Origin of the sequence: Sphaerisporangium sp. NPDC088356 (assembly GCF_040685555.1) — a bacterium.
Taxonomy (GTDB): Bacteria; Actinomycetota; Actinomycetes; order Streptosporangiales; family Streptosporangiaceae; genus Sphaerisporangium.
Genome location: NZ_JBFBIK010000029.1, coordinates 47,583 through 71,310, shown reverse-complemented (window position 1 = coordinate 71,310; position 23,728 = coordinate 47,583). Strand labels below are relative to the sequence as shown.

General features: G+C 71.5%; 19 protein-coding genes and 1 pseudogene. 15 read left to right on the top strand and 5 right to left on the bottom strand.

Annotated features, from left to right (window positions below):
- Positions 1 to 157 precede the first annotated feature (157 nt).
- Positions 158 to 676: a hypothetical protein gene (locus tag AB0O34_RS13980; protein ID WP_363915723.1), complete on the bottom strand. Its 519-nt coding sequence runs from the start codon at positions 674 to 676 to the stop codon at positions 158 to 160.
- A 325-nt stretch (positions 677 to 1,001) separates the two neighbouring features.
- Here AB0O34_RS13980 and AB0O34_RS13975 point away from each other — a divergent pair, with 325 nt between their 5' ends.
- Both AB0O34_RS13975 and moeZ read left to right on the top strand, forming a co-directional pair.
- On the top strand, positions 1,002 to 1,970 hold the full coding sequence (locus tag AB0O34_RS13975; RefSeq protein ID WP_363915722.1) for an alpha/beta hydrolase: 969 nt from the start codon (positions 1,002 to 1,004) through the stop codon (positions 1,968 to 1,970).
- 117 nt (positions 1,971 to 2,087) lie between these two features.
- Positions 2,088 to 3,266: an adenylyltransferase/sulfurtransferase MoeZ gene (moeZ, locus tag AB0O34_RS13970; protein WP_363915721.1), complete on the top strand. Its 1,179-nt coding sequence runs from the start codon at positions 2,088 to 2,090 to the stop codon at positions 3,264 to 3,266.
- A gap of 87 nt (positions 3,267 to 3,353) precedes the next feature.
- Here the strand turns inward: moeZ and AB0O34_RS13965 are convergent, their stop codons facing one another.
- Positions 3,354 to 3,659, bottom strand: a complete 306-nt coding sequence (locus AB0O34_RS13965) for a transcriptional regulator (protein WP_363915720.1) — start codon at positions 3,657 to 3,659, stop codon at positions 3,354 to 3,356.
- On the bottom strand, positions 3,659 to 4,153 hold the full coding sequence (locus tag AB0O34_RS13960; protein WP_363915719.1) for a hypothetical protein: 495 nt from the start codon (positions 4,151 to 4,153) through the stop codon (positions 3,659 to 3,661). Before AB0O34_RS13960 ends, AB0O34_RS13965 begins: the two co-directional genes overlap by 1 nt.
- 127 nt (positions 4,154 to 4,280) lie before the next feature.
- Between AB0O34_RS13960 and AB0O34_RS13955 the strand changes: the two genes are divergently transcribed.
- The 11 genes from AB0O34_RS13955 (at position 4,281) to AB0O34_RS13905 (ending at position 21,150) form a co-directional block, all read left to right on the top strand.
- Complete coding sequence (locus AB0O34_RS13955; RefSeq protein WP_363915718.1) at positions 4,281 to 5,000, top strand: hypothetical protein; 720 nt, start codon at positions 4,281 to 4,283, stop codon at positions 4,998 to 5,000.
- Positions 4,994 to 6,334: a S8 family serine peptidase gene (locus AB0O34_RS13950; protein WP_363915717.1), complete on the top strand. Its 1,341-nt coding sequence runs from the start codon at positions 4,994 to 4,996 to the stop codon at positions 6,332 to 6,334. Before AB0O34_RS13955 ends, AB0O34_RS13950 begins: the two co-directional genes overlap by 7 nt.
- Positions 6,335 to 6,493: 159 nt before the next feature.
- Positions 6,494 to 7,252: a hypothetical protein gene (locus AB0O34_RS13945; RefSeq protein WP_363915716.1), complete on the top strand. Its 759-nt coding sequence runs from the start codon at positions 6,494 to 6,496 to the stop codon at positions 7,250 to 7,252.
- Positions 7,249 to 8,427 carry a S8 family serine peptidase gene (locus AB0O34_RS13940; RefSeq protein WP_363915715.1) on the top strand — a complete coding sequence of 393 codons (1,179 nt, stop codon included), beginning with the start codon at positions 7,249 to 7,251 and terminating at the stop codon, positions 8,425 to 8,427. The genes AB0O34_RS13945 and AB0O34_RS13940 overlap by 4 nt, the downstream gene beginning before the upstream one ends.
- Positions 8,428 to 8,563: 136 nt before the next feature.
- The gene (locus tag AB0O34_RS13935; protein WP_363915714.1) at positions 8,564 to 8,926 is read left to right on the top strand and encodes a hypothetical protein; all 363 of its coding nucleotides are present in this window, start codon (positions 8,564 to 8,566) and stop codon (positions 8,924 to 8,926) included.
- Complete coding sequence (locus AB0O34_RS13930) at positions 8,914 to 9,225, top strand: MGMT family protein (protein ID WP_363915713.1); 312 nt, start codon at positions 8,914 to 8,916, stop codon at positions 9,223 to 9,225. The genes AB0O34_RS13935 and AB0O34_RS13930 overlap by 13 nt, the downstream gene beginning before the upstream one ends.
- A gap of 71 nt (positions 9,226 to 9,296) precedes the next feature.
- Entirely contained in the window at positions 9,297 to 12,254 is a 2,958-nt protein-coding gene (locus AB0O34_RS13925) for a CDP-glycerol glycerophosphotransferase family protein (RefSeq protein ID WP_363915712.1), read from the top strand.
- 62 nt (positions 12,255 to 12,316) lie between these two features.
- Positions 12,317 to 12,946: a type II toxin-antitoxin system PemK/MazF family toxin gene (locus tag AB0O34_RS13920; RefSeq protein ID WP_363915711.1), complete on the top strand. Its 630-nt coding sequence runs from the start codon at positions 12,317 to 12,319 to the stop codon at positions 12,944 to 12,946.
- A 179-nt stretch (positions 12,947 to 13,125) separates the two neighbouring features.
- The gene (locus tag AB0O34_RS13915; RefSeq protein WP_363915710.1) at positions 13,126 to 13,995 is read left to right on the top strand and encodes a GNAT family N-acetyltransferase; all 870 of its coding nucleotides are present in this window, start codon (positions 13,126 to 13,128) and stop codon (positions 13,993 to 13,995) included.
- A 592-nt stretch (positions 13,996 to 14,587) separates the two neighbouring features.
- Positions 14,588 to 17,740: an ATP-dependent DNA helicase gene (locus tag AB0O34_RS13910; protein WP_363915709.1), complete on the top strand. Its 3,153-nt coding sequence runs from the start codon at positions 14,588 to 14,590 to the stop codon at positions 17,738 to 17,740.
- Between the two features lie 41 nt (positions 17,741 to 17,781).
- The gene (locus AB0O34_RS13905; protein ID WP_363915708.1) at positions 17,782 to 21,150 is read left to right on the top strand and encodes a UvrD-helicase domain-containing protein; all 3,369 of its coding nucleotides are present in this window, start codon (positions 17,782 to 17,784) and stop codon (positions 21,148 to 21,150) included.
- A 44-nt stretch (positions 21,151 to 21,194) separates the two neighbouring features.
- Here AB0O34_RS13905 and AB0O34_RS13900 read toward each other — a convergent pair whose 3' ends face one another.
- Both AB0O34_RS13900 and AB0O34_RS13895 read right to left on the bottom strand, forming a co-directional pair.
- The gene (locus tag AB0O34_RS13900; protein WP_363915707.1) at positions 21,195 to 22,580 is read right to left on the bottom strand and encodes an ice-binding family protein; all 1,386 of its coding nucleotides are present in this window, start codon (positions 22,578 to 22,580) and stop codon (positions 21,195 to 21,197) included.
- A gap of 321 nt (positions 22,581 to 22,901) precedes the next feature.
- Positions 22,902 to 23,156, bottom strand: coding sequence for a hypothetical protein (locus AB0O34_RS13895; RefSeq protein ID WP_363915706.1), 255 nt, complete (start codon positions 23,154 to 23,156; stop codon positions 22,902 to 22,904).
- 47 nt (positions 23,157 to 23,203) lie between these two features.
- On the opposite strand from AB0O34_RS13895, the pseudogene AB0O34_RS13890 reads away from it, so the two are divergent.
- Positions 23,204 to 23,515: pseudogene (locus tag AB0O34_RS13890) on the top strand (Scr1 family TA system antitoxin-like transcriptional regulator); the annotation flags it as partial.
- Positions 23,503 to 23,715: a DUF397 domain-containing protein gene (locus tag AB0O34_RS13885; protein WP_363915705.1), complete on the top strand. Its 213-nt coding sequence runs from the start codon at positions 23,503 to 23,505 to the stop codon at positions 23,713 to 23,715. The pseudogene AB0O34_RS13890 and the gene AB0O34_RS13885, both read left to right, overlap by 13 nt.
- Positions 23,716 to 23,728 lie beyond the last annotated feature (13 nt).

Sequence of the window (23,728 nt, the reverse complement as noted above, 5' to 3'; positions counted from 1 at the left end):
CCGTGCCCTCCATGAGGCCGTACGCGTTGATCACGCGTTCGAGGCCCGCCTCCCTTCCCGGAGCGGAATCGCTCCGGGGCCTCCCGTAATCTGTCGGCTAAGCGGCTCGTTGTACCGGGCGGTTTATCGCCTGGAAAGTCCGCCTAGGAATGGATGTTTACCTCTCCTCGTGCTTGCCGTGGTGCTTGTGGCCGTGGTGGTGATGGTGGTGCTCGGGACGCCAGTGGCGGCGGTGGTTGTCACGGAAGAAGTCGTGGTGGCCGCCTCCATGGCTGTGGTGGCCGACGATCGCCCGGAAGAAGCGCGCCTCTACGATCTTGAAGTAGCAGTTGCGGTGGCCGCCTCCGTGGTGACGGTGGTGACGGTGGTGACGGGAGAAGCCGTGGCCCTTGCCGCCGCCCCAGCCGCCGTCGTCGTCGCCCCAGCCGCCGTCGTGGTCGCCCCAGCCGCCGTGGTGGCCGTGGTGGCCGCCGTGGTGGTGGTGGCAGTGGCCGCCGCCGTAGCCGCCGCCGCCGCCGCCGTCGAAGCCGTCGAAGCCGCCGAAGCCGCCGTCGAAGGTGCCGATCGCGGTGGACGCGTTGGCGCTTGTAGCCGTGGTGGCGCCGAGACCGGCGAGACCACCAGTGAGTGCCGCAGTGACGGTCAGCATTGCGGCGTATTTCTTGACGTCGGGCATTGCGTTTTCCCCCTTGACGCATCGGGTTGCCCAGCGGACGCATTTCCTCATTTTCGAGGTAAATGCTGGGGTGACTCGTTATGAGTCTTCCCACTTGTCTTGTTTTCCTAGCGGCGCATGCGACAAACGAGGATCACTGCCTTTTGGCATCTACTTAACCTGCCCTTATGTCTTTCAGTTCGATATTTCCTGATTTGCCCGATATTTCCTCTGATCTTGTGGCGCTCCGGGCGTGTCCGGGGTGGCCCCAGCCGGGTGCGGTGGTAGGCATGGGCTGTACGGTCCCGGGTTATCGTCGGAACGGACGGTGAACAGGAGGGGAAAGATGGTGGAGGAACCGATTCCGCACTGGCCCGGGGAACTGCTCGACCTCGGCGGCCTCGGCGTCTACGTGCGGTCCACGCCCGAGGGGCCGCAGGAGAAGGCCGTGTTCGTGCACGGGCTCGCCGGATCCGCGACCAACTGGACCGATCTGATGGCCGAGCTCCACGACCAGGTCAGGGGATACGCCGTCGACCTGCCAGGAGCGGGCTACTCTCCCGCGCCGCCGGGCGGCGACTACTCCATCGGCGCGCACGCGGCGGCCGTCACGGCGCTGATCGAGCACATCGGCGGCCCCGTCCACCTGCTCGGCAACTCCCTGGGCGGCGCCGTCGCGGTCAGGGTGGCGGCCACGCGCCCCGATCTCGTCCGCACCCTCACGCTCGTCTCGCCGGCCCTGCCCGACCTGCTCCCTCGGTACGGCCCGGCCCGCGTCGCCATGTCGGCGGCCCCCCGGCTCGGCGAGTGGGCCGTCACCCGGCTCCGCTCGCTGCCGCCCGAGCGGAGGATCAGGGCGACCATGGCCATGTGCTACGCCGACAGCGGCCGGGTCCACCCCGTCCGCCTGGAGGACGCCGTGGCCGAGCTGCGCCGCCGCGACGAGCTTCCCTACGCGGGCCTGGCGCTGGTGGCCACCGCCCGTGCCCTGGTCAACGAGTACTTCCGGCGCGGCGCCGACAGCCTGTGGCGGCTGGCAACCCAGGTGACCGCTCCCACCCTGGTGGTGCACGGGCGGCACGACCGGCTTGTGGACCCGAGGATGGCGGCGAGGGCCGGGCGCACGTTCCAGGACGTCAGGCTGGTGCTCCTTCCCCACGCCGCTCACGTCGCGCAGATGGAGTTCCCCGCGCTCGTCGCCCGCCATGTACGCGTCCTGATGCAGGACAGCGCGAGGAAGGCATCCACGGGCGGCGACGGCGCGAAGGACGTGAATGATGTGCGGAGCGCGGAGAATACGGCCGCCGTCGGCTAAGATCGCCGATTCGGGAATGCGGGGGCAACCGGGTTAGGTTGTGACAGACGGCGGGGCGCGTAGCCTGACGGGCAAGCCGCCAAATGGGAAGATCCCCTGAAACGGGAGCGTAGAACTGTGTCGTTGCCACCGCTGGTAGAGCCGGCCGACGAGCTGACCGTTGACGAGGTGCGCCGCTACTCTCGCCATCTGATCATCCCCGATGTGGGGATGGCCGGGCAGAAGCGGCTGAAGAACGCCAAGGTGCTCTGTGTGGGCGCCGGCGGCCTCGGCTCCCCGGCCCTTATGTACCTCGCCGCGGCCGGTGTCGGCACGCTCGGCGTCGTAGACTTCGATGTCGTTGATGAGTCCAACCTTCAGCGGCAGATCATCCATGGACAGTCGGACGTCGGCCGCCTGAAGGCCGAGAGCGCCGCCGCGACGGTCCGCGAGATCAACCCCCTGGTCAACGTCGTGATCCACAACGTGGCGCTCACGACCGACAACGTGATGGACATCTTCGCCGCCTACGACCTGATCGTCGACGGCACGGACAACTTCGCGACCCGCTACATGGTGAACGACGCGGCCGTCCTGCTGGGCAAGCCCTACATCTGGGGCTCGATCTACCGCTTCGACGGCCAGGCGAGCGTGTTCTGGTCCGAGTACGGGCCCTGCTACCGCTGCCTGTACCCCGAGCCGCCGCCTCCGGGCATGGTGCCGTCCTGCGCCGAGGGCGGCGTCCTCGGCGTGCTCTGCGCCTCCATCGGCTCGATCCAGGTGAACGAGGCGATCAAGGTCCTCACGGGCATCGGCGACCCGCTGGTCGGCCGTCTGATGATCTATGACGCCCTGGAGATGAAGTACCGCGACGTCAAGGTCCGTAAGGACCCTGAGTGCCCGCTCTGCGGCAAGAACCCCACGATCACCGAGCTGATCGACTACGAGGCGTTCTGCGGCACGATCTCCGACGAGGCGCAGGAGGCCGCCACGGGCTCCACGATCACGGCCAAGGAGCTCAAGGACATGCAGGACCGCGGGGACGACATCTTCCTCGTCGACGTCCGCGAGCAGAACGAGTACGAGATCGTCAACATCCCCGGCGCCGTGCTGATCCCCAAGGGTGACTTCGTGCGCGGCACGGCCCTGGAGCGGTTGCCGCACGACAAGAAGATCGTGCTGCACTGCAAGTCGGGAGCCCGGTCCGCCGAGGCGCTGGCGGTCCTGAAGAACGCCGGCTTCTCCGACGCCGTCCACGTCGGCGGTGGCGTGCTGAGCTGGGTCAAGACCGTCGACCCCTCGCTTCCGACCTACTGACCCAGGCCGGTACGACCAACGCCCGCGGCCCGCTCCTCCCTCGGGAGGACGCGGGCCGCGCGTGTCTCTTCCAGGCGAGTGCCCCGGTTATTCGCCGGTCAACGACAGCCCCGACTGGGCGACGATGGCCTGGAGTGCGGCGACATGGGCGGCGTACGCCTCACGTCCGGCGCCCGAGAGCCTGAGCCAGGTGCGGGGGCGCTTGCCCACGTGACCCTTGCGGATCACCACATACCCCGCGGCCTCCAGCGCGGCGGCGTGCTTGGACAGCACCGAGTCGCTGACCTCGGCCGCGTCGCGGACGGAGGCGAACTCCGCCTCCTCCATCGCCGCCAGCAGCGACATGACGCGCAGCCGGGCCGGAGCGTGGATGATCGGGTCGAGCTCCGCCATCAGCCTTGCTCGATCTTCGCCGCCATGCGCCGCGTGATCGCGAAGGCGACGGCCGGGCCGGTGAGCGCCATGAACGCCGTCACGGCGAGGCCCGCGTACGTGCGCCCGTAGGCGACCTCGGCCGACGACAGGGTGATCGCGAGCACCATGCAGACGGCGACGCCCACCAGCAGCCAGACGACGAAGGCGCCGACCACAGCGGGCCTGACGAGGCTGCGGTGGGGAACCTGCCGGTTGGTGCGGGCCAGCACGACGATCAGGCCGGCGAGGGCGACCGCCAGGAGGGTGGTCCCCGTCACAGCGAGCAGGCCGGAGGTGCCCGGTTCCGTGAAGAACTGCAACCCGGTCACGTAGACGCCGACGCCGACGGGATACCAGGTGGGGAACCACGGCCTGGCCCGCACGATGCCCGCCTGGGACGCGCGGATCTCGCGCAGGCTGCGCGCGGCGGCTTCTGGGGTGATGTACGCGGCGTCCTCGGGGGTGGCGTCCATGGGCGTCTCCTATCGTTTCCAATCAGGAAAGTACTTTCCACTTTCCACCCCGTCAAGTACTTTCCAATGGGATCTATGCGGATGGAACGGCGGATGCCTTCCCACCGGGGGCGTTAGGGTCGGGCAGGTGAGTGAGTCGCGTGCTTGGCCGTCCCTGGTGGTGGCGTCAGCGCTCACTTTGATCTGCGCGATCGTCGCCGGAGTGGCCGCTGGGGCCGCCGGCGCCGAGCTGACCCGTGGTCCGAGCTCCGCCGAGATCCAGCAGGCCTCGGCGGAGGAGACGGCGCGCCGCTGGCAGGTGTGGCCCGCGGGCGAGATCTTCCCGGCCCTCCTGCCGTACATCGCCGAGCAGGGCGGCAAGGAGAACGCCCGCAGGGTCGGCATCTCCTCGCGCACCGACTGCGCCGCGGCCGTGGACGCCGCGCTCAGGACCGTGTTGAAGGCGGCCGGCTGCCGCGCCGTGCTCCGCGCGACCTACCTCGACGCGCTGCAAGGGGTGGTCGTGACCATCGGCGTCGCGGCCTTCCCCGACCAGGGGTCCGCACTCGCGGCCAGGGCCGCGTTCCCGCCGGGAGGCGTGCCCTCGCCCGGTCTGCGGGCGCTGGCCTTCCCCCGGACCGTCGCCGACCGGTTCAACGCCGCCGCCCGCCAGGCCGCCTCGCTGGCGCAGGCCGGGCCGTACCTCGTGCTCACCACGGCGGGCCAGGTCGACGGGAGGCCGGCCCGATCGGTCGGCCACCAGCGTTCCACCATCTTCAGCTTCACCTCCGATCTGGAAGACCGGATCCTCACCACGCTGGCCACCCCCGCCCGTCCCGACTGCGCGGGCAAGGACTGGCAGTGCTGAACGTGCCCACCGTGCCCACCGTGCCCACCGTGCCGCGCCCGCACGCCGTGCTTTCCGGGTTTTCCTTGCTCGCCCTGCTGCCGGTCCTGCTGGGGCTGCTGGTCATGGGCACGCTCGCGGCGCGGCCGGCGCTGGCCGACCAGGTGCGCGGGAGCCAGCTCCAGGTGATGCGCACCCTCGACGTGGCCGGAGCATGGCGGATCACCCGGGGCGCCGGGGTCAAGGTCGCGGTGCTGGACTCCGGAGTCGATCCCCGGCACCACGACCTGGCCGGATCCGTGTTCACCGGCCCGGACCTCACCGTGGGCGCCAACCCGCGCGGCGTCGCGCCGCTCCGCCTGCACGGCACGTACATGGCTTCGCTGATCGCGGGGCACGGGCACGGCCCCGGGCACTCCGACGGGGTGATCGGGGTCGCGCCGGCCGCCAAGGTGCTCTCGGTGCGGGTCATCCTGGAGGACGACGAGCCGGGCTTCCACGACTTCAACTCCGAGGCGCGGTTCGAGAACGTCGTCGCGCGCGGCATCCGCTACGCCGTCGACCACGGCGCTGACGTGATCAACATGTCGATCTCCAAGGACCAGCCGACCCGGCAGGAACGGGCGGCGATCCGGTACGCGATCTCCAAGGGCGTGGTCCTGGTGGCCGCGGCGGGCAACGACGGGGCGGGCCGCAAGGACGGGCCGTACTCCTATCCGGCGTCGCTCCCCGGGGTGATCTCGGTGGCGGCGGCCGATCGGGGCATGCACAAGGCGTCCTTCTCCAACCGCAACTCGCTGGTCCTCCTCGCGGCGCCCGGCGTGGACATCTTCGGGGCCGGTCCGGGCGACCAGTACTGGGTCGGCAGGGGCACGTCGCAGGCGACGGCGCTCGTCTCGGGGGTCGCCGCCCTGATCAAAGCGAAATATCCAAAAATGTCGCCTGCACTCGTCGCTCAGGCCCTCACCACCGGCGCCACGCGCCGCCCATACCGGGGCTACGACCCCGGTATGGGCTTCGGCGTGGTGAACGCGGCCCGGTCGCTCGCCGAGGCCGCGAGGCTGTCGCGGCACCGGCACACCGCCTCCGGCGCGGGCGTCCAGGACGCCGACCTTCCGATGACCGCCGGCACGAGCACCTCGCCCTCTGCCCTCCCGCCTGTGCGGGTCGTCCGGCGCGACACGGGCATGATCACCCTGTACGGCGGAGTCGCTCTGGCGGCGACCGCATGCGCGGGCGCGAGCCTCACCGCCGTGATCGTGCTCGTGCGGCGAGCCCGGCGCGTACGGGAACACCGGGAACACGATGAGCCCCGGGAGCCCCAACCGGGTTGGCGGCAGCGAGCGCCGACGTAGCATCGATGTATGTCGCCTGAGGAGCCACGGTCACGACCGGTGACGCCCTGGCCCGCGCGTGCGAAGGGTGCGCGGACCGCGGGAAGGTTTCCTTCAGGCGATGGCGCCGCCCGTGGGGGAGCGCGGCCGTGGACCGGCGCCAGGGCGCGTGCCGCGGGCGTGCGGGCGGCCCTCGACCGCATGGAGCTCGAGCGGGGCATCCGGTTTCGATCGCTGTTCCTCCTGATCATGGGCACCATCCTCGCCATCGCGGCGACCGACGTGCTGCTCGGCGTGGTCGGCCTGCTGCAGGAGACCCGCGCGCGGCCGCTCACGGTCGCCGAGCGCGCCCGTTTCGCCGAGGAGGACGTCGCGCGGCGCTGGTACGCCTGGCGGGCCGACGCCGTCTTCCCCGCCGAGGTGGAGTACCTCGGCCTGTCCCGGGTGCGGCAGTACGCCCGCCGCGTCGGCATCGCGAAGGAGGCGCCGTGCGCGTCCGTCGTGGACGCCCCCGTCGCCTCGGTCCTGCGGCAGCACGGCTGCCGCACCATGCTGCGCGCGACGTACGTCGACCAGACCTCGACCTTCGTGATGACCGTGGGGGTGGCCGTGCTCGACGACGAGGAGACCCGGGTCCAGACCGGGGGTGACCTGCCCGTCGACGACCGTGTGGGCGTGCGTCCCGTGGCGTTTCCCGGCACGGTCACCGAGTCCTTCGGCGCCGCGCAGCGCCAGCGTACGAGCTGGGCGGGCGCGGGGCCGTACATCGTCTTCTCCGCCGCCGGCTACACCGACGGCCGCACGCGCGAGTCCGTGCCCATCGAGGAGATCCCGCACAGCGAGCTGTGGCCGACGGCGCAGTCGGTCGCCGGGCACATCGCCCGGGGCCTGTCCGCGCCACCCGAGATCCCGCGGTGCACCCAAGGGAACGTGTGTTGAGGGCGCGCGCCTGCGCGGTGGCGGGGGCGGTGGCCCTCGCCGGGCTGCTCGCGGCTCCCGTCCGGGCTGACAGCGTGCGTGACCAGCAACGATGGGTGCTCGACGCGCTCAACGCCGAGCAGGCGTGGAACCTCACTAGGGGGGCCGGTGTGACGGTGGCCGTGGTCGACAGCGCCGTCGACCCCAGGACCCCGGTGCTGAAGGGCAAGGTCACCGTCGCGCCCGACATGAGGTCCAGCGTGTTCGACGACGGCCCGGCGCCCGTCGGGCCGCACGGCACCGCGATGGCCTCGCTGATCGCGGGGTCCGGCCACGGTGGCGGCCTGCTCGGCGTGGCCCCCGACGCGCGCATCCTGTCGGTTCCCGTGATCTCCGAGGACGAGCCCGAATACAACCTCGTCGAGCCCGACGACGGTCTCGGCCTTCCCAGCGAGAGCCCGCTGTCGAGGGCGTTGCGCTACGCCACCGACCACGGGGCCAAGGTCATCAGCATGTCGCTCGGGGAGTACGCCACGCAGCGGGCCGACCGGCAGGCCGTCGCGTACGCGCTGGCGCGCGGCGTGGTCCTGGTGGCGGCCGTGGGCAACGACGGCGACTCCGAGTACGCGCGCAAGAACGGCACCTCGTTCTGGAGCTTCCCCGCGGGCTACTCGGGGGTGATCGGGGTCGGCGCGGTCGACAAGCGGGGCAAGGCCACCGGGTTCAGCAGCGACAACCTCTCGGTCCTGGTGGGAGCGCCCGGCGTGGGCGTCCCCGCGGCGGTTCCCGGCGGCGGTTACCAGCAGATGGAGGGAAGCAGCGCGTCGACCGCGCTGGTCGCGGGAGCGGCCGCCCTTATAAAGGCGAAATATCCGAATCTAAGCCCTGATTTGGTTGCCCGTGCGCTCACGTCCACCACCCGTCAGAAGCCCAACGCCCGTTATAACGACAAAGTGGGTTTCGGGGTCGTCGACGTGGCCGCCGCGCTCAAGCGCGCCGGAGAGCTCACGGGATACACCACCTCGCTTCCTGTGCGGAGCGACCTTCATTTCGGAAACGGCACGACGGCTCCCGCGCCTACCCCGCCGGGGCCCGATCCTGTGCGACTCTGGGTCTACGGCGCGGGCGTTCTCCTCGGGCTCGTCGGGTTCGGAGCCGGTGTCGTGGTGCTCACCCGGCGCTCCGAACGGCAATGATCACGTGGTGGACGCGATTGGGGCGCTATTCGGCCGCCGTTCGGCAGCATTTCGGATGCGGTCTGACCGAACTTGGACTTTCCTGTACCAGTGATCGGTAAAGGTTCGCTAGGGTTCCCGTCTCGTGGGATACGAGTTGCGTGTACAACGTGAATCGCCGCTCGCCTACGCCGAGCTCACGAAGGCGACGGCGTCGGCGGACGTCGGCTTGGAGCTGCGCGGCACACCGGAGGCCGGTGAGGTCTTCGCGCGCCACGGCGACGCAGAGTACGCCATCGCCATCTGGCAGGGGCGCCTCTACGGGAAGCCGACCTCCGACTGGGAGGTCGCACAGCTGGCCCGGCTCGCCGGCATGCTCGGCGGGAGCCTGGTCGGCGAGGACGGCGAGGCCTACGGCATCCGAGACGGCATCGTCGAGCAGGTGAACGGCGACGCGGCCTACGAGTTCGGGAAGCTGGAGGAGATCCTCTCCCTCGGCCCCGCACAATGGAGCGCGTGAGCGATCCGACCCCCTTCGCCGAGCGGGTGCTCGACCTGGTCGAGCGCATCCCGCCGGGAAGGGTCATGTCCTACGGCGACATCGCCGAATACCTCGCCGAAGGCGGCCCGAGGCAGGTGGGCCGCGTGATGTCCACCTGGGGCGGGGGCGTTCCCTGGTGGCGTGTCGTCCACGCCGACGGCACCCCGCCCCCAGGTCACGAGAGCCGGTGCCTCGTCCGGTGGAGGGACGAGGGCACGCCACTCCGGGGCGACCGCGCTGACATGCGCCATGCCCGATGGCAGGGAGATCATCAGTGAGTTCACAGTAAGTCGCATTACCATTCCAGAGACGCCCTTTGCGGTCAGACTGGAAAGGCGGTGCCTCCCTGATGGCCACCGGTGCCACGCCTGCGCGGACCGGCGACATCGTCGCCGACCGGCTGCGGGCCGCCCAGGACCTCTATGACAGGGGAGAGCCGCTCGACGCGCTGATCGCGGCCGTCCACTCCACGGGCCTGTCCCGCTCAGAGCGCCGGCGGCTGCACGCCGAGGCGCTCAACGGGCCCCTGGCCCTGCGGCTGGAGACCGCCGCCAGACGGGACGCCACGCGCCTGCGGCACGCCATCGACCTGCTGCGCGACTACCTCGCCGAGGTGGAGCCCTCGGTCAAGCGCCGGCTGCCGGTCGCCCGGCGGCTGGCCTGCTACCTCATCGAGAACCGCGACCCGGCGGAGCTCGCCCAGGGCGACGAGCTGGCCAACCTGGTGGCCGCCACGGCCGAGCCGTCCAAGAGGGTGCGCAAGGGCCTCGCGTGGTACGCCGACCTGCCCGTGGTCGCGCCCGAAGCGCTGTTCCGCCTGCGCAGGTCCGACCTCGTCCCGGTGACCGAGGTCGACGACGTCTCCTGGCACGGCGGGCGCCTGCGCGTCTCCGGCCACGCCTACCTCGTGGGGCTGTCCGTGCGCAGCCGGCGTTTCAACCGCGCGACCGTGGTGCTGAGGGGCCCTCGCTGGTTGCCGCCCATCTCCGCCCGCACCCGGCGCGTCTACCGCCCCGAGGCCACCTACGGCGCGGGGGAGCCCGGCTGCAACTACGACTGGGCCGGGTTCGTGGCCGAGGTACGGCCGTGGTCGCTGCGCTGGCGCGCGGCTGTCCGCGCCGCCGTCCACGGCGCCCAGCGGCTGCTGCGCCACCGGCCGGCGGTCCCCGACACCACCACCTGGCGTGCCGACATCGTCATCTGGAGCCGTGGCGCGCGGGCCACCGGCGCCCTGCGCGGTCCCGTGGTGGGGCGCACCGAGCGCCCGGCCGGGCTCCGCGTCCGTCCCGGCTGGTGGGTGCGCCCGGCGTGGACCTCCGACCGGGCCTTCCAGGTCGTGCTGCAGCCCACCAGGGCCGAGCTGACCGGCGTCGCGCACGTCGGCGACCAGGTCGAGCTGACCGGCCTGCTCCCCGGCACGACGGTGACCAAGGGCAGGGCCCGCCTCGGCGGCCACCGCATCGCCGCCGACTTCACGCCGGTCGAGGGCGGCACGCGGTTCTCGGTCGCGCTCCCCGTGCCCGCGCTGATGAAGGAGCGGGACGCCCGCCGGCTCTGGATCGAGCCCAGGGGCGATCCGGCCGCGCCGGTCATGATGGCGGACACCGCCGAGACCCACATCGCGATCGACCGCCGCGAGGTCACCGTGCTGCGCGACCGGCGCGACCGCGCCGTGATCTCGGCCCATCGCGTCTGGCCGGTGATCACCTCGGCGTCGTGGGGCGACGACGGCACGCTCACGCTCGCGGGCACCTATCCCGACACCGACCCGGGGTTGCGCGAGCTGGTGCTGCGCCAGCGGGCCGGCCTGACCTACCGCGTGCCTCTAGAGCGTTCCGGGCCCGGCTTCTCCGTGCGTCTCGCGCCCGGGGCCATGCCGCGGTTCGCGGGCACGGTGGCGCTGGCGTCGGGGGCCTGGAGCCTGTCGGTGGCGGGCGGCAAGGGCACGACCGCGCCGCTGCGGGTGGACCACCGCCTGCTCGACACGCTGGACGAGGGCGTCCACATCGTGGGCGACCGTGAGTACCGCCTGGTGGCCACGCGCTTCGACGTGCCCGTACTGGTCGCCGCCGAGCACCAGCCGGACGACGAGAAGGGCGCGGGCGGCCTCTGGGCGCTGCGCAGGGTCCACTATCCCGCCGAGCGCCGCCGCGAGCTGCGCGACGCGACGGTGTACGTCTCCTTCGACGGCCGGTCCTACTCCGACAGCGCGCGAGCGATCTACGAGGAGCGGCTCCGGCGCGGCGACGACCGCGAGCACATCTGGGTCGTCAAGGACGGCGCCTTCGTCCCGCCGGACTCGGCCGCGCTGGGCCTCGGCCCCGGCATCACGCCCACGGTCGTGCGCGAGGGCAGCCGCGAGCACTACACGGTGCTGGCCAGGTCCAGCCACATCATCACCAACACGCTGCTTCCCCAGTGGTTCCGTGCGCGTGAGGACCAGATCTGCGTGCAGACCTGGCACGGCAGCCCGCTCAAGCGCGTCGGCGGCGACCAGCGCCACATGTCGCGCGAGCCGAGGCCGGCCGCGTGGTTCCGCCAGGCCGCCGAGGTGGCCAACTGGGACCTGCTCGTCACGCAGAGCCCGTGGGCCTCCGAGGTGCTGCGCCGCGCGTTCGGGTACGGCGGGGAGATCGTCGAGTCGGGCTACCCGCGCAACGACGTCCTCGCCCACGACCGGTCCGACCTCGCCGCCGCCGTGCGGCGGAGCCTCGGCGTGCCGCTGGGCAAGCGCGTGGTGCTGTACGCCCCGACGTGGCGCGACCACGACCGCAGGAGCAGCTCGCTGCGGCTCGACCTGACCGAGGCCAGGCGGGTGCTCGGGCGCGACCACGTGCTGCTGGTCAGGGGCCACATGATGCAGGCGCCGCCGGCGGTTCCCGGGCTGGTGGTCCCAGGTCCCGCGTCGCTGGTGCGTCCCGGGCCGATGAGCCGGGAGTACCCCTTCGCCCTCGACGTCACGACTTATCCCGATATGGCCGATCTATTGCTGATTGCGGATGTGCTGATCACCGACTACTCCTCGGTGATGTTCGACTTCGCGGTGACCCGGCGCCCGATGGTCTTCTTCGGATACGACTTGGAGCGTTACCGCAACACGCGCGGCCTCTACCTCGACCTGCGCACCCAGGCGCCGGGTCCGCTGCTGTCGGAGGGGAGCGACGTGATCGAGGCGGTGCGCCTCATCGACGCGCTCTCTGGCGACTACGCCGACCGGTACGACTCGTTCGTCCGCACCTACGCGCCGCGGGACGACGGCAAGGCCACCGCCAGGCTCGTCGACCACATCTTCAGCACGAATCCCTGATCCCCGCGGGCGCTGGGGCATAAATGCTGATGAAGCGGTTAGCACGGAGCGTGGGATGATCGGTGCCATTGGTCGTCGTGGGCATCGAGCGGGCCGGGGAGCGGAGTCTGATGGTGAGTGACCGGCTGGGCGCCGTGCTGGTGCTGTGCGTGGTGCTGCTCGTGGCCGCCGGCGTCACGGCCCTGCTCGTACGCGACAGGATCGCTCCGCGCCGGCGCGGAGCGTCCCGTCCCGGGCGGAAGCCGTCCCCTCCCGGGCGCAAGCAGCCCATTCCCGGACGCAAGGGCCGTCCCTCCGCCGGGCCGGGGCGGCGGCCACTGCCCGTGCACTCACGCCCGCCGAGCCCGGCGTGGGACTCACGGCCCGCGCCCGGCCAGATCTGGTGGGCCGACGTCCCCTACTCCGACGGCTCGGGCTCCAAGGTCCGCCCCTGCCTCGTCGTACGCACTCACCCGCGCAAAGTTGAAGTCCTGAAGATCACTAGCCAGGACAAGTCGGACCGCAGCGAGTACCTCGCCATCCCGACGGCCGGGTGGGATCCGCACGCGACCAAGGACAGCTGGCTCGACCTGTCGGAGACGCATCTCGTCGGCGACGGCGGATTCCGGAGCCTCGCCGCCACGTCGTGCGACGCCCGGACCTGGAAACGCGTCACCCGCGTTCAGGACACCGGCTGGGTGTACGAGGGCTGACCCCAGGGGTTCCCCTGACGAGCACCGTGGGCGAAGGATGGTGTCGGCTCCCTGTCCCCCGACCGGCTGCGCGGGGCCGTTTGCTGAGGGGAAAATCGGTGGATATGTCACCGGAAGTGGTCGATGATGCCGGACGGAGCGGGTTCGAGGGGCCCAGGACGCATCTTCGGGGGTAATCCATGGAATCGGTCTTCGCCGGCCGGCCAGGCGTCACGGACGTACCGGTCAGGCGGCTCGGTCCCGGCGATGTGCGCGACTGCCTGCTGCTGGCCATCGACCGCCAGTGGCTTCCCGAGGAGGCCAAGTGGCGCCTGCTCTTCGAGGTCGGCGAGGTCTATGGCATCGACGACCCCGCAGGCGGCCTGGCCGGCACGACGGTGCTGACCCGCTACGGGAGCGGCCTAGCCGCGATCAGCATGGTGTTGGTGGCGTCCCGGCACGGCCGCATGGGGCTCGGACGCCGGCTCATGCTCCACGCCCTCCAGCAGGCCGGTGACGCGACGGTCTTCCTCACCGCGACACAGTACGGCCGGGGACTGTACGAGAAGCTGGGCTTCGAGACGGTCGGCACGGTGGCCACGCACATCGGGCACCTCGTCCCCGAACCCGAGGACTACAAGCTCGACGGAGTCCGCCCGGCGCACGAGGGAGACCTGGAGGCGGTCCTCGCCCTGGACGCCCGCGCGTCGGGCGCGCCCCGCACGCGGCTGATCACGCGGCTGTTCACCTTCGCGGAGCAGACCCGGGTCGTCGAGCGCGGCGGCGCGATGGTCGGGTTCGGCGCGGCATGGCGCAGGGTGGACCACGTCGTCGCCGGGCCCGTGGTCGGCGAGAGCACGGCCGTGGCCCAGGCGCTGATCGCCGAGCTGGTCACCGGAGCGCATGGGCAGGTCCGCCTGGACATCGACACCCGGCACGCCGAGCTGACGGCCTGGGCGGTGGCGCGCGGGCTCACCATGGCCTTCGACACGGCCCTGATGGTGCACGGTGGCCCGCTCCCCGGCGACCTCGATCACCTGTTCACCCCGGTCAGCCTCGCGCTCGGCTGACCGGCCACCACCGGCAAGCGCCAGGAGCACGATGAGGATGATCTCCCGGGCGTTCAGCCGTAGATTGGGGAGCCCGCGTGCCCGCATGACCAGGAAGAGCGGGACCGCGCCTGCGGCGTACCGCAGGGCCTGCCCGCCGTAGATCGGGTAGTCGTGCAGCGCAGGGGACACCGCCGTGAGCGTGCCGACGCAGAACATCGCCGTGGCCGCCCCCACCGCCCCCCGCCGCCGATCACTGACACCGGTCCCGGTCATGTGGTCGCCGTCCCGCCGAGCGCGGTGGTCATCGGCATGTCGCCCTCCCCGTGAAGCCCCGCTGCTCATCCGCTGGCCATGCTGGCAGCGCGCCCTGCCGCGATACAGGGCCAATCAGGGCCGAAGCGGACCGGGCGGAAGGCTTTTCGGCTGTGGGCCGTGTCACTCCCGGAGACCGGATCAACCCCCCGGTAACGTGTTTTGCCGTGCTCGGCGGAGATCGACACACGCACCGTACGGTCGAGTCGGCACGATCTACCCGTGTGGTCTGGTGGAATAGCGTGTTGTGAGTGGTCAGGCCTACCGTCTGGTGCGGCGGGGAAGCACGGGGCAGGCGATGCCCCCTGCTCTCGACGAGCACCAACGTGCGGTCGTGCGCCACGAGGGCGGCCCGCTGCTCGTGCTCGCGGGCCCCGGCACCGGCAAGACCACCACGGTCGTCGAGAGCGTCGTAGACCGGGTCGAGCGGCGTGGAGCCGACCCCGAGCGGGTGCTGGTGCTCACGTTCAGCCGCAAGGCCGCCGAGGAGCTGCGCGAGCGTATCACCGGCCGTATGCGCCGCACCACGCGAACGCCACTCGCGCTCACGTTCCACAGCTATGCCTACGCCTTGTTGCGCCGTGAGGCCGTGCTTGCCGGCGACGCACCCCCGCGCCTGCTGACCGGCCCCGAGCAGCTCCTGGAGATCCGCCGCCTGCTCCACGGTGAGCTGGAGGACGGCGCGAGGCAGTGGCCCTCCAGCATGCGTGAGGCGCTGAAGACGCGCGGGTTCGCCGAGGAGCTGCGCGACTTCCTGGCGCGCGGTGCCGAGCGCGGCCTCGACGGCGAGGACCTCGTCGTCCTCGGCCGCGAGCACGGCCGCACCGACTGGGTCGCCGCGGGCCGGTTCGCGTACCGGTACGCCGACCGGTTCGACCTCGACCCGAGCCCCGCCCTGGACTACGCCGAGCTGATCCGCGCCGCCGCCGCCCTGCTGACCGACGTCGAGGTACGGCAGCGCGAGCGGGCCGCCTACGACGTGGTGTTCGTCGACGAGTACCAGGACACCGACCCCGCGCAGGAGTTTTTGCTCCAGCAGCTCGCCGGGGACGGCCGCGACCTGGTGGCGGTCGGCGACCCCGACCAGTCGATCTACGGCTTCCGCGGCGCCGACGTGCGCGGCATCCTGAGCTTCCCCGAGAGGTTCCGCACGCTGGAGGGCCAGGAGGCGCCCGTCGTCGCGCTCCGGGTGTGCCGCCGCAGCGGCTCCGAGCTGCTGACCGCCTCCCGCCGCGTCGCGTCCCGCCTGCCCGTGCCGCCGAGCGCGGGCCGTGCCCGTGGCGAGCATCGCGACCTGCTTCCCGTGGAGAGCGCCGACGAGGGCCAGGTCCGGGTCCTCCTCGCCGACAGCGAGACCCAGGAGGCCGCCGTCGTCGCCGACACGCTGCGCCGGGCGCACCTCCTCGAAGGAGTGCCCTGGTCGCGCATGGCGGTGCTCGTGCGGTCGGCCGGCCGCCAGGTGCCGATGCTGCGTCGCGCCCTGCTCACCGCGGGCGTGCCGGTCGTGGTGGCGGGCGACGAGGTGCCCCTCATCCAGGAGCCCGGCGTGCGGCAGCTGGTCACCCTCCTGCGGGTGGCCCTCCACCCCGCCACGCTCGACGTCGCCACGGCCGAGGAGCTGCTCACCGGCCCGCTGGGCGGCACCGACGCGATAGGCGTGCGCCGCCTGCGCCGCGCGCTGCGCATCGCCGAGCTCGCGGCGGCGGCGCTTCCGGCGGGCCCGATGTCCCTGCCCCCGCGCTCGTCCGACGAGCTGCTGGTCGCGGCCGTGCGCGACGCGCGCGAGCTCATCCCGATCGAGCCGCACGTCGGCGCCTGTGCCCAGCGCGTCGCCGCCCTGGTCACCGCCGCCCGCGAGGCCGTGAGCCGGGGAGACACCGCCGAGGAGGCCTTGTGGGCTATCTGGCAGGCGTCCGGCCTGGCCGAGCGCTGGACCGACGCGAGCCTCGCGGGCGGGGCCAAGGGGGCGCAGGCCGACCGTGACCTCGACGCGGTGGTGGCGCTGTTCGACTACGCCGCGCGCTTCGTCGACCGCCTGCCCCACGCCGGGCCCGAGGTCTTCCTGGACGACCTGATGTCGCAGGAGATCCCCGGCGACTCGCTGGCCGAGCACGCGCCGGACGGCGACGCCGTGCGCATCCTGACCGCCCACCGCTCCAAGGGTCTTGAGTGGGACGTCGTGGTGGTCGCGGGGGTGCAGGAAGGCGTCTGGCCCGACCTGCGCCTGCGCGGGTCGCTGCTCGGCATCGAGGAGCTGGTCGAGCTGTCTGAGGGTTCCGTGCTCGACGGGGCCGACGCGGCCGGCGCCGCACTCGCCTCCAAACTGCTGGCCGAGGAGCGGCGCCTGTTCTACGTTGCCGCCACGCGCGCGCGCCGCCGCCTGGTGGTCACCGCGGTGGGCGGTGAGGACACCGATGAGCGTCCGTCCCGGTTCCTGTCCGAGCTGCTCCCCGGGGCCGTCGAGGAGGCCGCCGTCGACGACCGGGCGCGCTGGCTGAGCATGTCCGCGCTGGTCGCCGACCTGAGAGCGGCCGTGTGCGACCCGACCAGGCCCGAGCCGATGCGCACGGCCGCGGCCGGTCACCTGGCGCGGCTGGCCCGTTCCGGCGTCCCCGGAGCCCACCCCGACGAGTGGTACGCGCTCACGCCGATCTCCGACGACCGCCCGCTGAGCTGGCCCGAGAACATCGTCCGGGTCTCCCCTTCCGCGGTCGAGAGCTTCACCAAGTGCGGGCTGCGCTGGCTGCTGGAGACGGCCGTCGGCGCCTCGGGCACCGACATGTCCCGCAGCCTTGGAAGCGTCATCCACGCGATCGCCGTCCTGGCCGTGGCCGGGCAGGCGGGCGACACGCTCGGCAAGCGGCTCGACGAGATCTGGGACGAGCTCGACTTCGGCGGGGTCTGGTTCAACCGCAAGCAGCGCAAGGTGGCGGAGCAGATGGTCGCCCGGTTCCTCACCTGGCACGAGGAGAACCCCAGGGAGCTCGTCGCGGTCGAGGAGGCGTTCACGGCCGTCCTGTCCGACGGCGTGCAGATCCGTGGCCGCGTCGACCGCGTGGAGCGCGACGGCGAGGGCCGGGCCGTGATCATCGACCTCAAGACCGGCACCGCCAAGCCGCCGGACGCGGAGCTCGACCGCCACCCGCAGCTCGGGGTCTACCAGCTCGCCACGCTCCTCGGGGCGTTCGAGCGGCACGGCATGACCGAGCCGGGCGGCGCCTCGCTCGTCCAGGTAGGGAAGGCGGCCGGCAAGGAGGCGAAGGTCGCCAAGGAGCAGCGGCAGGGCGCGCTCGGCGAGGACCCCCAGCCCGAGTGGGCCCGCGAGCTCGTCGAGACCGTGGCCACCGGCATGGCCGCCGGGGTGTTCACCGCCAAGGTGAACGACGGCTGCCGCACCTGCGCGGCCAAGGTGAGCTGCCCGGTCAACGACAGCGGGGGCCAGGTTTGCTAGGGCCGCCCACGCCGGGCCCGGAGGCCGATTCCGCCACGGAGATGACACGCCCGGCCCTGATCGGGCCGATGGAGCTGGCCGAGAAGCTCGGCATCCCGCCGCCAACCCCTGACCAGGCCGCCGTCATCGAGGCCCCGAGGGAGCCGATGGTGGTGGTCGCCGGCGCGGGATCCGGCAAGAGCGAGACCATGGCCGGGAGGGTCGTCTGGCTGGTCGCCAACGGCCTGGTCCGCCCCGAGCGCGTCCTCGGCCTGACCTTCACCCGCAAAGCCGCCGCCGAGCTGGCCGCCCGGGTGCGCAAGCGGCTCACCCGGCTCGCCGAGGTCGGCCTCGCCCCGCCCGAGCTGCTGGACGCCGAGCCCACCGTGTCCACCTACCACGCGTACGCGGCACGGCTGGTCACCGACCACGCCCTGCGCGAGGCGCTCGAACCGACCATGCGGCTGGTGAGCCCGGCCATCTCGTGGCAGATGGCGGCCCGCGTGGTGGGCCGGTACGACGGCCCCATGGACCGCGTCGACCTCGCCCCGCCCTCGGTCACCGCGGCGGTGCTCGACCTCGCGGGCGAGCTGTCGGAGCACCTGCGCACGCCCGACGAGGTGCGTGAGGTGGGCCACTGGCTCGACGAGCGCTTCGCCCAGCTGGGCGGCAGGCCGACGCTCGCGCAGCGGCGTCCCGTGCGCACGCAGGACATCCGCGAGCAGTTCCTGCCGATGGTCGACGCGTACAACCGGCTCAAGCGCAGCCGCGAGGTCATCGACTACGGCGACCAGATGGCCCTCGCGGCCCGCATCGCCGACCGGCACCCCGAGGTCGGCGCGATCGAGCGCGGCAGGTTCTCGGTGGTCCTTCTGGACGAGTACCAGGACACCAGCCACGCCCAGCTCGTCCTGCTGCGTGCGCTGTTCGGCGGCGGCCACCCGGTGACCGCCGTGGGCGACCCCTGCCAGTCCATCTACGGCTGGCGCGGCGCCTCGTCGGGCAACCTCAAGCGATTTTTCCACGACTTCCCCACCACGACCGGCGAGCCCGCCTCCGTAAGCCGGCTCTCGGTCAGCTTCCGCAACGGCGAGCGGGTCCTCGACGTCGCGGCCCGAGTGCAGCTTCCCCTCCGCGAGGAGGCGCGGGAGGTGCCGGTGCTCGTGCCCGGTGTGAACCGCGTCGGGCGCGGAAGGGTCGTGTCCGCGTTCCACCAGACCGCCGAGGACGAGGCCGCCTGGATCGCCGACGGCGTGGTCCGCATGCTCGGCAGGGAGGTCGCGCCCGACGGCCTGCCGTGGGGCGAGGGCGAGCGCGACAAGCTGCGCGACAAGGTCAAGCCGGGCGGCACCTGGGGCGGCGCGATGGCACTGCAACCGCAGGACGTCGCCATCCTGGCGCGCAAGCGCGCGCAGTTCCCCGCGCTGCGGCGGGCGCTGGAGGCCCGGGACATCCCGGTCGAGGTGGTCGGGCTCGGCGGCCTGCTGACCGTCCCCGAGGTGGCCGACCTCGTCGCCACGCTACGCGTGCTGTACGAGCCGACCGCGGGCGACGCGCTCGTACGGCTACTCGCCGGGCCGCGCTGGCGCATCGGCCCCGCCGACCTGAAGGTGCTCGGCGAGCTGGCCAGAGAGCTGACCGTCGCCAACCGGGGCGGCCCGGCCGGGGACGACCCGCTGGACCAGGTCGTCGCCGACATGGCCGAGGAGCGGGGCAGCCTGGTCGACGCGCTGGACGAGCTGCCCGACCGGCCCGAGTGGCTGGAGCCCTTCTCGCCGCTCGCCCGCGCTCGCCTGCCGCGCCTGGCCCAGGAGCTGCGCGTCCTCCGGACGCACACGGGCCAGCCGCTGCCCGACCTGATCGCCGAGATCGAGCGGCGGCTCGGCCTGGACGTCGAGGTCGCGGCGAGGGGCGGCGGGCCGCTCACCGCCCGCGCCGACCTGGACGCGTTCCTCGACGCCGCGTCCAGGTTCGCCGGCGACGCCGAGGATCCCACGCTGGGCGCCTTCCTCGCGTACCTCAAGGCGGCGGAGTCGGAGGAGTTCGGCCTCGAAGCCGGGCGGGTCGGCGAGACCAACAGCGTCAAGCTGATGACCGTGCACGCCTCCAAGGGGCTGGAGTGGCCGGTCGTCATCGTGCCGGGGCTCTCGCAGCTCACCACCCAGAAGGGCGCCCTGGCCAAGGGCAGCGTCTTCCCCGCCACGCCCGTCACCAACTCCCGGTGGACCGAGAACCCCCGCAAGCTGCCGTACTCCCTGCGGGGCGACCGGGACGACCTGCCGGTGTTGAACGGCCTGGAGAAGGACGACCTGGCCGAGTTCGACGAGCGCTGCCGCGAGCGCGACCTCATGGAGGAGCGGCGCCTCGCGTACGTCGCCGTCACGCGGGCCCACTACCTGCTGATCGCGTCCGGTTACCGGTGGGGTTCGGCCGCGAGGCCGCTCGACCCCTCCGACTTCCTGCTGGAGATCCGCGAGGCGTCCGGGCAGGTGGCCTACTGGGCTCCGGAGATCGAGGACGACGCCGCGAACCCCCTGCTGGCCGAGCCTCCCGCTGAGCAGTGGCCGGTCACCCCTGAGGGCGAGCGGTACGAGGCCATCCAGGGCGGGGCTGAGATGGTCATGAACGCCATCAACGGCATCACCCCCCTCCCGAACCCTGCCTCCACCGACCCCGCCCCCTCGACGAGTCCTGGGAGTCCGGGGAGCACTGTGACCTCTCCGAGTGCGATGAAGGACTGGGAGCAAGAGCGGGTGCGCGCCTGGGCACGGGACACCGAGCTGCTGCTCAAGGAGCGCGACCAGTCCAGGCGGCGCGGCGGAGCCGTCGTGGACCTGCCCGCGCACCTCACCGTCTCGTCGCTGGTGACCCTGGCCGCCGACCCGGCCGCGCTGGCGCGGCAGATCCGCCGCCCGCTGCCCCACAAGCCCGCGCCGCTCGCCCGCAGGGGCACGGCCTTCCACCGCTGGCTGGAGGGGCGGTGGGGCCAGCAGCGCCTGATCGACGACTTCGAGCTGCCCGGCGCTTCCGACGACCTTTCCGGGGTGGACGTCCAGCTCGCCGAGCTGCAGGCCCGGTTCGAGGAGAGCCAGTGGGCGGCCCTCGAACCGGTCGACCTGGAGGTCCCCTTCGAGACCATGATCGCCGACCGGCTCGTCCGGGGGCGGATGGACGCGGTCTTCGCCGACGGCGACGGCTACGTGGTGGTCGACTGGAAGACGGGGGAGCGCCCGCGTGGGCAGGCGGCCAAAGCCTCCGCCGTCCAGCTCGCGGCCTACCGGCTGGCCTGGGCCCACCTCGCGGGCGTCCCGATTCCGAAGGTGGGCGCCGCCTTCCACTACGTCCGCGCCAACGAGACCGTACGCCCCGTCGACCTCCTCGACGCGAGGGGCCTCGTCCGCCTCATCGAATCGGTCCCTGAGGACAGATAAGACCCTCGCCCCGCCTCGGGCAGGGCCGCCAAGCCAGTGGTGGGTCAGCCGGTTACGGCGATCCTCGTGCGCAGTTTCGGGTGCTTCTTGTGGTGCGTACGGAAATGCGGGCGCTTGTGTTTGTGGGGCTTTCCGTACCCGTGGTGATGACCCGGTCGGTGTGCGGACCAGGATCTGTGGGTGCTGTGGTGGCCTCTGTGACCGCCTTCACTGAACACTCCGTGGAGGGTGTGGAGTGTCTGGACGGTCACCAGGCGGCCGTGCTCCCGGCGATGATGCCTGCGGTCCCATTCCCGGATTTGCTGATCGCGAGCCTTGGCGTTCCTCGGCTTCTCGTCGATCTTCTTCTCCTCACCCTTCGCCAGCGCGGAGCCACCTGGGACGGCGGTCGGGCTCGGCGTCGGGCTCGGCGTCGGCGTCGGCGTCGGCGTCGGGGCGGGGGTGGGAGTGGGGGTCGGGGTCGGAGTGGGTGGGATGGGGCCGGTGACGATGATCTGGGTCAACGGCGCTGAGATGCTGGAATTCAGCTGTGCCGAGCCCGAATAGGTGGCGACGATCTGGTGTGGCCCGAGCGGAAGATTCGAGACCGTCAGGCTCGCGTGGCCGTTCACGTCCAGTGGGGCCGAGCCGATGCCCACTCCGCCGGAGGTGAAGCTGACCGTGCCCGTGGGGACCAACCCCGCCGCGGAGGTCACCGTCGCGGTGAAGGTGACCGGAGTTCCGACCTGAGCCGTGGGTGACGACGAGGTCACCGTCGTGGTGGTCGTCCTGTCAGGAGGGATCAGGCAGTCGGAACGCGTGACGGTGTCCGAGTCCAGGGTGACCGCGCCGTTGCGAGCGAGCAGGCGACCGTTCACGGTCACGCCGGTGGTCACCGTGATGGACGCGAGTGCCAGAATGCTCCCGACGAAGCTGGAACTCGTTCCAAGGGTCGCCGAACTGCCCACCTGCCAGAACACGTTGCACGCCTGGGCGCCCCCGATGAGCGTCACCGTGCTGGCGGACGCGGTGATGAGGGTGGACGCGGCCTGGAAGATGAAGACCGCGTTCGGGTCGCCTTGGGCGTCGAGGGTCAGGTTCCCCGTGATCCCCAGGGTGCCGGCCGCCGAGGTGTAGACACCTGGCGTCAAGGTGGTGCCGCCCAGTTCCGTGGGCACGGTGGTGACGGGGGTCCGGCCTGCGGCGTCGTTGTAGGCGGTGGTCAGGTCGACTTGGGCCTGTACAGCGGCGGCGTCGGCCGCGTGGATGGTCCCGATCACGGTGCCGGGCGGGAAGCCGGTCACCGCCGAACCGGGGTTCACTCCCAGGTCCCCGGTGACGACGGTGGGGCCGGTGTTGGTGACCGCGGACCCGGCGAGGACCGCGTAGCTGGTGGCTGTGCCGAGCCCCACCGGAGCCTGCGCGGCCCCAGCGGTGTGTGGCGTCGTCACCACGACTCCCATGGCCACAATGGTCGTGAGAGTCGCGGCCAGCCAGGAACGGGCGGTTTTTCGCGGCACGACGCGACGGCGACCGAGATATATCATCAAGCTGTCCTCTGCTCTTGGTATTGCTCCGTCCAGGCGCAGGGTGAATCGCGTGCGCCATTGTTTCGAGCCTACTTATTCAGGTCGTCGCGCTTATTGTCCGACATGCGGGAGATTTAAATCCGACGACTATTTCCCGTTATAAAGGAAATGCCGTCACCGCTCCCGTGAGGCGGGACGGATGCGAGCGCCGCCGCGCGACGGCGATGTGGTGGTGACCCGATCTCAGGGGTGAGGACGGCAGTCCCCGAGGCTGAGGTCGTCCCAGGCCAGCAGGCGGAGCCAGCGGAGGATTTCCGAGACCTGCTGCACAGGGAACTGGAACTCCGGCATGTCCCCCGCAGGAGTGATCATGATCGCGGTTCCCCAGAGCCTCGTGCGTACGGTGACCTTCGCCCGTCCCTTCGCGTCCGGGCCGTAGACGATCATCTCCGTGGGGTTGTACGCGCGCTGCGGTGGGACCGTTTCGGTGCCGATCACGAGCCGCATCCTTTTGAAGATGTGGCACCGGATGCCTTCGGAGGTCAGATGGCGGTGCAGTCATGGAACGACAGCTGAAACATCTGTTGACCATGGCCGAGCATCCATGTATCACGCTCCAGATAGTCCCAGTGGTCGCATCCTGCACCGCAGGATTGCTGGGAGGCTTCTTCCTCGCGCAGTTGCGTGACGGCCGTGAAGTCGCCTATCTGGAATCCGCTGGTAAGGGGCACGTTGTTGCCCAGCCCAAGGAGGTACGCGACATCCAAATACGATACGAAGCTGTACGCACGAGCGCGCTACCGCATGGTGAATCCCTGAATCGGATCAAGGAGTGGGTGGAGAAATGGATGACCTGACCAACCCGAGGTGGATCAAGTCCTCGCACTCAGGAGATAACGGCGGTGAGTGTGTGGAGTTGGCTTCGCTGGGCGGCGAGGGTATGGCGGTACGGGACAGTAAGCGTCCGTACGGGCCGGTGTTGCGGGTCACCGCCGCTGAGTGGGACGTGTTCCGTGCGGGTGTGAAGAACGGCGTGTTCGGCGGCGTGTCTGTCTGAACCTGGATAGGCG